The organism is Aquiflexum sp., from assembly GCF_977115555.1.
Genome location: NZ_CDSBKL010000154.1, coordinates 1 through 9,013 on the forward strand (window position 1 = coordinate 1; position 9,013 = coordinate 9,013).

At 42.9% G+C, this 9,013-nt stretch carries 9 protein-coding genes; 5 read left to right on the top strand and 4 right to left on the bottom strand.

Features of this window, described 5'->3' with window-relative positions:
* The 3 genes from ACZFYI_RS10640 to ACZFYI_RS10650 all read left to right on the top strand — a co-directional run.
* The coding region (locus ACZFYI_RS10640; RefSeq protein WP_462524112.1) for a DUF6807 domain-containing protein at positions 1-668 on the top strand (668 nt) is incomplete at its 5' end.
* Positions 669-688: 20 nt separating this feature from the next.
* The gene (locus ACZFYI_RS10645; protein WP_462524113.1) at positions 689-2,059 is read left to right on the top strand and encodes a Gfo/Idh/MocA family protein; all 1,371 of its coding nucleotides are present in this window, start codon (positions 689-691) and stop codon (positions 2,057-2,059) included.
* A gap of 85 nt (positions 2,060-2,144) precedes the next feature.
* Entirely contained in the window at positions 2,145-3,440 is a 1,296-nt protein-coding gene (locus ACZFYI_RS10650; RefSeq protein WP_462524114.1) for a putative oxidoreductase C-terminal domain-containing protein, read from the top strand.
* A 14-nt stretch (positions 3,441-3,454) separates the two neighbouring features.
* On the opposite strand, the gene ACZFYI_RS10655 is transcribed toward ACZFYI_RS10650, so the two are convergent.
* The 4 genes from ACZFYI_RS10655 to ACZFYI_RS10670 form a co-directional block, all read right to left on the bottom strand.
* Entirely contained in the window at positions 3,455-3,874 is a 420-nt protein-coding gene (locus ACZFYI_RS10655) for a hypothetical protein (RefSeq protein ID WP_462524115.1), read from the bottom strand.
* A 41-nt stretch (positions 3,875-3,915) separates the two neighbouring features.
* A complete protein-coding gene (locus tag ACZFYI_RS10660; RefSeq protein WP_462524116.1) occupies positions 3,916-4,566 on the bottom strand; it encodes a YiiX/YebB-like N1pC/P60 family cysteine hydrolase in 651 nt (216 codons plus the stop codon).
* Between the two features lie 103 nt (positions 4,567-4,669).
* The gene (locus ACZFYI_RS10665) at positions 4,670-4,957 is read right to left on the bottom strand and encodes a hypothetical protein (protein ID WP_462524117.1); all 288 of its coding nucleotides are present in this window, start codon (positions 4,955-4,957) and stop codon (positions 4,670-4,672) included.
* Positions 4,954-6,618: a helix-hairpin-helix domain-containing protein gene (locus tag ACZFYI_RS10670; RefSeq protein ID WP_462524120.1), complete on the bottom strand. Its 1,665-nt coding sequence runs from the start codon at positions 6,616-6,618 to the stop codon at positions 4,954-4,956. The genes ACZFYI_RS10665 and ACZFYI_RS10670 overlap by 4 nt, the downstream gene beginning before the upstream one ends.
* A 151-nt stretch (positions 6,619-6,769) precedes the next feature.
* On the opposite strand from ACZFYI_RS10670, the gene ACZFYI_RS10675 reads away from it, so the two are divergent.
* On the top strand, positions 6,770-7,177 hold the full coding sequence (locus ACZFYI_RS10675; protein WP_462524118.1) for an EVE domain-containing protein: 408 nt from the start codon (positions 6,770-6,772) through the stop codon (positions 7,175-7,177).
* Positions 7,174-8,823, top strand: coding sequence for a transcriptional regulator (locus ACZFYI_RS10680; protein WP_462524119.1), 1,650 nt, complete (start codon positions 7,174-7,176; stop codon positions 8,821-8,823). The genes ACZFYI_RS10675 and ACZFYI_RS10680 overlap by 4 nt, the downstream gene beginning before the upstream one ends.
* Positions 8,824-9,013: the final 190 nt, after the last annotated feature.

A 9,013-nucleotide genomic window follows, 5' to 3' on the forward strand; every position in this document is an offset into this window, starting at 1 on the left:
GGGAAGTTGATTTTTGGAACCTTGGAGATGGCAAAGGCCGGGTGGATTTTGAAAAAGTAATTTCCAAAAAAACAACTGCCGAATATTGTGAATTGGTAGTCAGACAAAACCACATTGACTTATTGGCAGCAAAAGGGCCACAACTTGCCTTGGAGGAGAATCTAACCATTCGGGTTTGGAAACAAGAAGGAGACAGATATCTGGTAGATTATACCTCAACTATCTCCACTCCTTTGAAATCAAGTGTGATGTTAGAGGCCTATCGATACGGTGGCGGTATTGGTTTTCGTGCTACCGAGAAATGGGACCATACCAATAGCACCATATTGACTTCCGAAGGAAATGACAGAAAATCTGCAGATGGGACGTTTGCCAAATGGCTGATCGTGGCAGGGGAAAGTTCAGCGCCTTCAGGCCAAAGTGGTATCCTTTTTCTCAGCCATCCTGACAACAGGTCTCACCCCGAACCGATGCGGGTTTGGCCGGAAGATTCCAATGAAGGAAAAGAAAATGTCTTCATTGAATTTTGTCCCATCCGTCATGAATCCTGGGAAATCCTTCCCGGCAAAAAATACACGCTTCATTACAGAATGGTCGTCTTTGACGGGAATTTGACTGCTACGGAAGCAGAAGAATATTGGAAAACCTTCTCAAAAAACCGACTCTAAATCTATCACCCAAGCAGATTATGAAAAGAAGAAACTTTATTAAGAACAGCGCCATGGCCTCAGCAATCATCGGATTTCCTACGATCGTCCCATCCTCGGTTTTTGGAAAAAATGCCCCAAGCAACAAAATCAATATTGGTCAGATCGGTTGTGGCAGGATCGCCCGAGAGCATGACCTTCCGGGTACATGGCAACATGATGTGGCCAGGATAGTGGCAGTTTCTGATGTGGACAGCAAGCGGATGCGCGAAGGAAAAGAACTGATCGAACAGTATTACACCGAAAAGATGGGCAAACCTTATCTTGACGTGAAGCAGTATGCAGATTACCATGAGATGCTACAGGACAAAGACATTGATGCGGTCATCATCAGCACTCCGGACCATTGGCACTCCCAACCTGCCATGGAAGCAGCATTGGCAGGCAAACACGTTTACCTCCAAAAACCAACTTCCCTGACAATCAAGGAAGGCCGACAGTTGGTAGAAACAGTCAACAAAACCGGGGTCATCCTTCAGCTTGGTACTCAGCAGCGCTCCAGTTTTCAATTCAGAAGGGCTGCTGAATTGGTCAGAAACGGAAGAATAGGTAAAATTCATACTGTCAGAATCGGCTTGCCGGGCGATCCTGCGGGTCCCGAGGCACCTTCTATGCCCATACCAAAAAATCTGAATTTTGAAATGTGGTTAGGTTCCACACCGGAAGTACCTTATACAGAAATCGGCGTCCATCCCCAACACGATTACAGCCGGCCGGGATGGCTTAGGCTTGAAAACTATGGAGCAGGAATGATCACTGGATGGGGGCAGCACCACTTTGATTCTGCTGCGTGGGGCATGGATACCGAACTCACAGGACCAAGGTTTATCGAAGCCGTCGCTGAATTTCCACGATCCGGATTGTGGAATGTCCATGGCGACTTTATGGTCAAGGCTGAATACGACAATGGCATCATGATGCTCACTAGCGGCGGCTATCCCAACGGAATCCGATATGAAGGTTCGGAGGGTTGGATTTGGGTATCGAGAGGGAATTATACCGCATCCGCAAGTGATCCGGTAGCACAGGGAAACAATGCCAAAGCTTTGGATGCATCGGATCCTAAAATTCTCCAATCCGTAATCGGCCCCGAAGAAATCCACCTATATGAAAGTGAAGAACACCACGGCAATTGGCTGGATTGTATCCAATCCGGAAAGCAACCGCTTTCGCCTGCTGAGATCGGACACCGTGCCTGCTCGGTTTGCTTAGTGAGCCATGTCGCCATGAAAGTAGGAAGGAAACTGGAATGGGATCCCAAAGCTGAAAGATTTGTCAATGACGATGAAGCCAATTCCCACTTAAGCAGGCCGCAACGTGCTCCTTATGGAACTGATTTTGTAAAAATATAAGCAGATGAAAATTACTTCCTATTTTATCTTAGGTATCGTTTTTTCCGCATGCTTTCTGTCCTGTAATTCCCCAAAAGAAAATGTCATGAAAGAGCCAAATAAGGACAAAGTGACCATCATGAGCCTGGATCCGGGGCATTTTCACGCGGGTTTGATTCACAAGACGATGTACCCACAGGTTGATTCAACGGTGTATGTATTTGCTCCTGCAGGTGCAGAATTGGATGATTATATCAAAAGGATTACAGGATACAATTCACGCCAGGAATCTCCCACCGCCTGGAATATAGAAGTGGAAAAAGGCGATGGTTTTTTGGAGAAAATGATTGCCAAAAAACCGGGAAATGTCATGGTCGTAGCAGGAAAGAATGACCAAAAAATCGACTACATCAGCTCAGCCATTGCCAATGGTATCCATGTATATGCTGACAAGCCTTTGGTGATCAATCAGGAAGGTTTCAAAAAATTGGTTAATGCTTTTGCTGAAGCTTCCAAAAAAGACCTGCTCCTATTTGATATTATGACAGAGCGGTTTGAGATCGCCTCATTGCTTCAGCGTGAGCTCTCCATGTTGCCTGAAGTATTTGGAGAATTGGAAAACGGCAACCTGGAAAATCCGGCCATTACCAAAGAAAGCGTCCACCACTTTTTCAAGTATGTTTCCGGCAATCCCTTGGTAAGACCTGACTGGTTTTTTGATGTGAACAAAGAAGGGGAAGGCATCGTCGATGTGACAACGCACTTGGTGGATCTGATCCAATGGGAAGCTTTTCCTGAGGTCATTTTGGATACTACAGATGTTCAAATGCTGGATGCTAAAAGGTGGCCCACTTCTCTGACTTTGGATGAATTCAGTAAAGTCACTGGCAAAACCGCGTTTCCGGAGTTTTTGCAAAAGAACCTCAAAGAAGGAAATCTGGAGGTGTTTTGCAATGGAGAAATGAATTATACCCTGAAGGGAAAACATGCAAAAGTCAGTGTCATATGGAATTTTGAGGCTCCTGAGGGCGCTGGGGATACACATTACAGCATGATGCGGGGCACCAAAGCTAATCTGGTCATCCGTCAGGGAAAGGAAGAAAACTTCAAGCCGACTTTGTATGTGGAACTATTGGAAGGTCAAAGCCAGGATCTGGAAAATGCCATATCAACTACCCTCCAAGCCAAATACCCGGGTCTTGGGCTCCAAAAACAAAAAAACGGTGAATACATGATTGTCATTCCTGACAGCTACCACATCGGGCATGAAGCTCATTTTGGACAAGTGACAGAGAAGTTTTTGGAGTATTTTGAATCAGGAAAAATGCCTGAATGGGAAGTTCCCAATATGATTGTGAAGTATTATACTACTACCAAGGCGTTGGAGAAGGCGAGGGAGTAGGATAAGTATCAGCTTTAACTCAACCTGTTTTTCCTGGTCATCACTTTGATAAATTCAACTTTCCGAAACCTTAAAGCGGACCAATTCTCATCAATCGCAACTTGCCTCACCGGCTCAAAACCGTTTGCCCCTAAAATATCCCAGCCGGAATCCCGGTTGATCAATGCTTTATATTTCTTGGAACTACCTTTGGGATAGGCCATCCAAAGCACTTCATCTTTTTGGATGAAGTTTTTGACAGCTTCCAAATTGGCTGAAATTTCATTTTCAGTCTGAACAAATAAAAGAAAAAAATTGGCTTCTGCAGGACTTCCTTTGACAACTATACCATGGCTTTCCCATTCTTCTATAACAGGTTTAAATTCCTCCGGGAAGTTTGCCACAAAGACTTTCATCCCTTCTTTGTAATTGAGCTTTTTGAGCAGTTCAGTCATGGCGTTAAAAGTTTGGATTGATCGTTGGGATTAAAAATAAATCAATTTTGCTGGATTTCCATCATATCCAAAACAGGTTCCAAAGACATCCCGCCCGGATTCAATCCGGGTTTTCCTTCGGGAACAGGAATTCCCAAGTCATTGAAATACTTTTCCCAAATGGGAAAAAGCTTTCCGGTATCGGGATCATTGTACGTCATAGGCTTGGGATGAAAAAGGTCATCCCCGCTGTTTGCAGCTTTGAAGGCAAAGTGAATCAATTCGGAACAGTAGTACGCCTCATTGTCAAAATCAAATGCCGAATCATAAGGTTTGCCGAGTTGTTTTTGAGCTTCGGAAATGGCGGTCGGAATCAAATCTCTGTATTCGTTTTTCAATCTTCCGACCATTACTTTTGGTTTTCCATTATCATCGAGGTGTCTATTGAGAAATTCCTGTAAAGGAGTTTTGCTTACTCCTTTTCCAATAGCTTCAAGCACAAACCAGTCTCCATTTTTCTGCATCAGCAAGCCATTGTGAGAAAATTCTTTACCCTCATATCCCTCGGTCACTTTCCTGATGGCTTCGCAAAAATCCCCGCAATCCCCATCCTGAAAGAGGATATCACCTTCTTGCCAAGAGAATTCTTTTTCATTACATGAAAAAAACAAAATCATGACTCCCAAAAATAAATGGCTTTTCAAAAATTTCATTGATTACAGGTTTATGATATTCTATTTCCAAAATATCCACATTTATAGAAAGTCTCGTGTTGATTATGAAAGAAGCTACCGTGGACTATGGACTGTTAAACTCTCAAATCACCATAAAAAAGAATACCAAAGCGACACCTAGCACCAAGATCATCTTTTTGGCTTTGTCCTTGGCCTGTTCAGAGATTTTTCTTTTTCTCAAGACCATAATGGCAATACTCAAACCGAAAAACTGCAAAAACAAACCTACCCCGTTGAGGGGTCCCATAGGTGCATTCAAAAAGTGAAAGTACCCATTGAAAAGAGGAACCAAACAAATCACAATGCCAGCCACGCCAAAAATAAAAGATCGCTGCAAAAGCAGATTTTCATCCTTATCAAACCACTTCATCCTTTTTTGATTTTACTTTTTCTGTCCTGAAAATATTTCCCAATTTCATCTGCTGACATGGCATTGAAGGTCATGTCTTTGGTCAATCCGCCTTTCCTACCTGCAATCACTCCATATTTCATATCCGCATAGCCTTCCATTTCATGGGCATCAGGGTTGATGGAGAGCTTCACTCCCTTGTCCATGGCATAGTCTACCCATCTCCAATCCAAGTCCAATCTCCATGGATTGGCATTGATTTCGATCACCACATTGTGGACTGCGCAGGCATCAATAATCGCTTTATGGTCGATCGGATATCCTTCCCTTCTCAACAATAACCTTCCTGTGGGATGACCCAAGATGGTCGTGTAAGGATTCATGACAGCATTCAGCAATCTTGTAGTCGCCTTTTTCCTATCCATTCCCAAGTTGGAGTGAATGGAAGAAACGATAAAGTCAAAGCTTGCCAAGACCTCATTTGGATAATCAAGACTTCCATCAGTCAGGATATCGCTTTCTATTCCTTTGAAAATTATGAATGGTGCAAGTTCTTTGTTCAGTTGATCGATTTCCTGATGTTGTTTTTGGACTTTTTCTATTTCCAGGCCTCCGGCGTAAAACGCAGTGCGGCTATGGTCTGATATTCCGAGGTATTGATATCCCAATTCCTTGCAATATTCGGCCATTTGCCGCAAAGTATGTTTGCCGTCACTGTATGTAGAGTGGTTGTGCAAAATCCCTTTCAGGTCTTTTTCTTCCAGCAGTTGGGGAATTTTTCCGGCTTTGGCTAGGTCAAATTCGATATATCCTTCCCGCAATTCTTCCGGAATCCACGGCAAGCCTGCTTTTTCAAAAAATTCGATCTCGGATATGTATGGTGCATTTTCGCGGAGAACATCCACCAAAGTTTTTTCTCCTTCTTCAAGGTAAAGCAAGTGAGCTTTGGTGCCGGTTCTCACAATTTTTTCTTCCACAAAATGAGATGGCTTCGCAAAATGAATCAGCATATTTACCTCCGGCTCAATCATCTTTCCTCTCCATTTGAATGGACTTGAGGATTTTTGGTCCTGTTCCAGATTTTTCAAGCCGGAAAGTTTGGATAAAGTATCTCTTTGGTTTTCAGTGGCGATAAGCCATTCCACCGTTTCAATTATTTCTGATTTCCGGGCAAACTCTCCCACTGTTACTACTTCCGTTACCCCATTTAATCCTTTGATTTGGTCACCCAAGGCTGTCACCAATTCTTCTATATCGGCATAAAGCCATTTGCCTTGATTGGCTTCACGAAACTGCAGGGATTGAAGGATGCTTTCCTGAGTTTTTTCTCCAAAGCCTTTGGCTTTGGCTACCTGACCGGATTGACAGGCTTCGAGCAATTCGTGGGTAGAAGTGATGTTGAGGTCTTCCCAAAGCGCCTTTACTTTCTTTGGCCCTAGACCCTTGATTTCTAAAATCTCCAATATTCCCGAAGGGGTTTTTGCCAAAAGGTCTTCCAGATAGGGATGCGTTCCGGTGGTGACCAATGCAAAAACAAACTCGGCGATACTTTTGCCCATCCCTGCCTCAGCTTGCAACTGTTCCACTGACTTATCAATGATGGAAATGTCGTTCCTGTCGATGTTGTTCAGCGCAGATTGGTAGTTTCTGATCTTAAAAGAGTTTTCATCATGCAACTCCATCAGTTGGATGCTGCGCTTGAGAAGGCGAAGGGTTGTTTTTTGGTCCAAAATATTGAAAATGTTTGTTCCTGAGATAGACAAATGTCATCAATTATTGTTTCAAAATAAAATCTTAAGCCTTAACTTGACATTTGCAAAAAGGAACCCAAATATGAATTACTGGCTAGTCAAATCAGAACCAAGCGAATATGGATGGGAAGACCTTCTATCCAAAGGAGAGGATATATGGGATGGAATCCGTAATTACCAAGCCCGCAATTACTTGAAGGAAATGAAGTCCGGCGACTTGGTCCTGTTTTACCATAGTGGCAAAAACAAAGAAATCGTGGGTGTAGCCAAGGTCTCCCAAGAAGCATTTCCTGACAACAAAGACGGCGAGGACAAAGGTTGGGTGGCAATAAAAATAAAATCCTACCAAACATTATCAAATCCCGTATCATTAGAGCACATTAAATCTGACAGCATGTTGTCTTCACTTCCCTTGCTCAAACAATCTAGGCTTTCTACGATGCCTGTAGAAAAATCCCAATTTGACCATATTCTTAAACTTGGTTCATGAAAAAACCGGTATTTACCCTGCTCTTTTCCTTGGCTTTGGCCTTTTCAGCCTTTTCACAACTGATGTATGTGGATCGGTTTGAAGTTCCGAGCAGCTTTGGTGATGAAAATTTCATAGTCATTCCCAAGCAGGCCGGTTTGGTCGCATTTCGTGTTCAGCCCGACAAAGGTTTGAATCTCAAGGGAAATCTTCAATACTTTCTGACTGATTACAACCTGAATTCAGACAGTTTCAAGGAAATCAGGATCAAGGACGGTTATGACTTGACAGGCTATGACCTGGAAGAGGATTTTCTCTATATCCTGATGCAAAAGGGAACCGGGGCTACTTCGGACAGGTACCTGATAGAAATAGACCTAAAAAGTGAAGTGGCCAAAGAAATCCCTCTTGACAACATTTATGCCATGGAACTTCAGGAGTTTTTTGTACTCAACAGGAGTGCGATTTTCATGGGAAATGCCGATCTGAGGCCGATTGTACAGATATATGATATCGCTGACAACGACCTCATCACCATACAGGGTGTATATTTTAAGGATACAAAAATCCTCCAACTCAAAAAAGAGAGTGAGCTTGGGGTCTTGGATTTATTGGTAAGCCGCAGGGATAAATACAAAATGAAGCAGATTTCGCTATTGACTTTTGACGATAACGGGAATAAAATTAGGGAAGTAGTCATCGAAAAACTTGAGAACCCAGACCTGGAATTGGTAGAAGGCATTCTCACCCCAATCCAAAATTACCAACAGGCCATCCTCGGCACCTATGGAAACCGAAAAAGAGAATCCTATCAAGGAATTTACCTAGCCGATATCAATGAATTTGGGGAATACAAAATCAAATACCTTACGCTACAGGACTTCCCGAGATTTTTTGATTACATGAAAGAAAAGCAAAAAGAAAAAAAGCTTCAGGAGATGGAAAAATACTTTGCCAAAGGAAAGACACCTTCTATCAAACCTGTGTTTTCTGCTAGGGAAGTAATTACCCTCGACCAAGGTTATTTGGTTTACAGCGATCATTTTTTGGCTACCAATCCCCGCTATATTCCCAGAGACGGCGCATATGCCAATGAAGCTTATCGTTACAGTGCCAACAGGCTGATGATGGATCAGACCGGCTTTGGGAATGGCCGATATGCTAACAGCTTTCCAGGCTCAAGGTATGGCAACTCATATGCCTGGCAAGACCAGGGAGAATACGAGTTTGTTTCTTCCTACTTCCTATTCTTAAATAGGTCAGGTGAAGTGATTTGGGACAGTGCTCTCGACCTTCTCAACAAGTCAACATTTATCCCGAGTAAATATGGAGAAGTAAGTTTCGATGGAGAAAAAATCCACTACATGTACCTTGATGGTATCAAGATGTACATGAGTTATGTGAAAAACGGAGAGGTGATTTTTCAAAACCAATCCTTCGACGTGGAATTGATGAATGAAGAAGAACGTCTCCGAGAAACCCAAGAGGGCAGTCTATCTCTCACTCATTGGATGGACAATTATTTTCTGTTGACTGGCAAACAGAAAATAAGGTACCTGAATTCAGAAAACAAAGAAGAAACGAAGGAGGTTTTTTTCCTGACCAAAATCAAAGTGGATGGGGATCTTTATGTGCCTGAGGAAGATGAGGATTTGCAAAAGAAATGAGATTCGGAGGAATCAGTGGGCAGTTTTCAGTGGGCAGTCTCCATCCTTCGGAATTCAAAAATCCCCAACTTGTGAAAGCTTTTACACTAACCAATTAAAACTCGGAGTGAAGTACAATTGTAGTGGCTATGGTCTGTCGACTTTGGACTGATTGTCCGCAGCTTTAATCTTTATTTTTAACAATTGGCAA

What these genes read in the sequence shown, in the direction of transcription:
- ACZFYI_RS10675 (WP_462524118.1), top strand. Translation starts at nt 6,770, where the DNA reads ATGAATTACTGGCTAGTCAAATCAGAACCAAGCGAATATGGATGGGAA.
- ACZFYI_RS10650 (WP_462524114.1), top strand. Translation starts at nt 2,145, where the DNA reads ATGAAAGAGCCAAATAAGGACAAAGTGACCATCATGAGCCTGGATCCG.
- ACZFYI_RS10665 (WP_462524117.1), bottom strand. Translation starts at nt 4,957, where the DNA reads ATGAAGTGGTTTGATAAGGATGAAAATCTGCTTTTGCAGCGATCTTTT.
- ACZFYI_RS10655 (WP_462524115.1), bottom strand. Translation starts at nt 3,874, where the DNA reads ATGACTGAACTGCTCAAAAAGCTCAATTACAAAGAAGGGATGAAAGTC.
- ACZFYI_RS10670 (WP_462524120.1), bottom strand. Translation starts at nt 6,618, where the DNA reads ATGGAGTTGCATGATGAAAACTCTTTTAAGATCAGAAACTACCAATCT.
- ACZFYI_RS10645 (WP_462524113.1), top strand. Translation starts at nt 689, where the DNA reads ATGAAAAGAAGAAACTTTATTAAGAACAGCGCCATGGCCTCAGCAATC.
- ACZFYI_RS10680 (WP_462524119.1), top strand. Translation starts at nt 7,174, where the DNA reads ATGAAAAAACCGGTATTTACCCTGCTCTTTTCCTTGGCTTTGGCCTTT.
- ACZFYI_RS10660 (WP_462524116.1), bottom strand. Translation starts at nt 4,566, where the DNA reads ATGAAATTTTTGAAAAGCCATTTATTTTTGGGAGTCATGATTTTGTTT.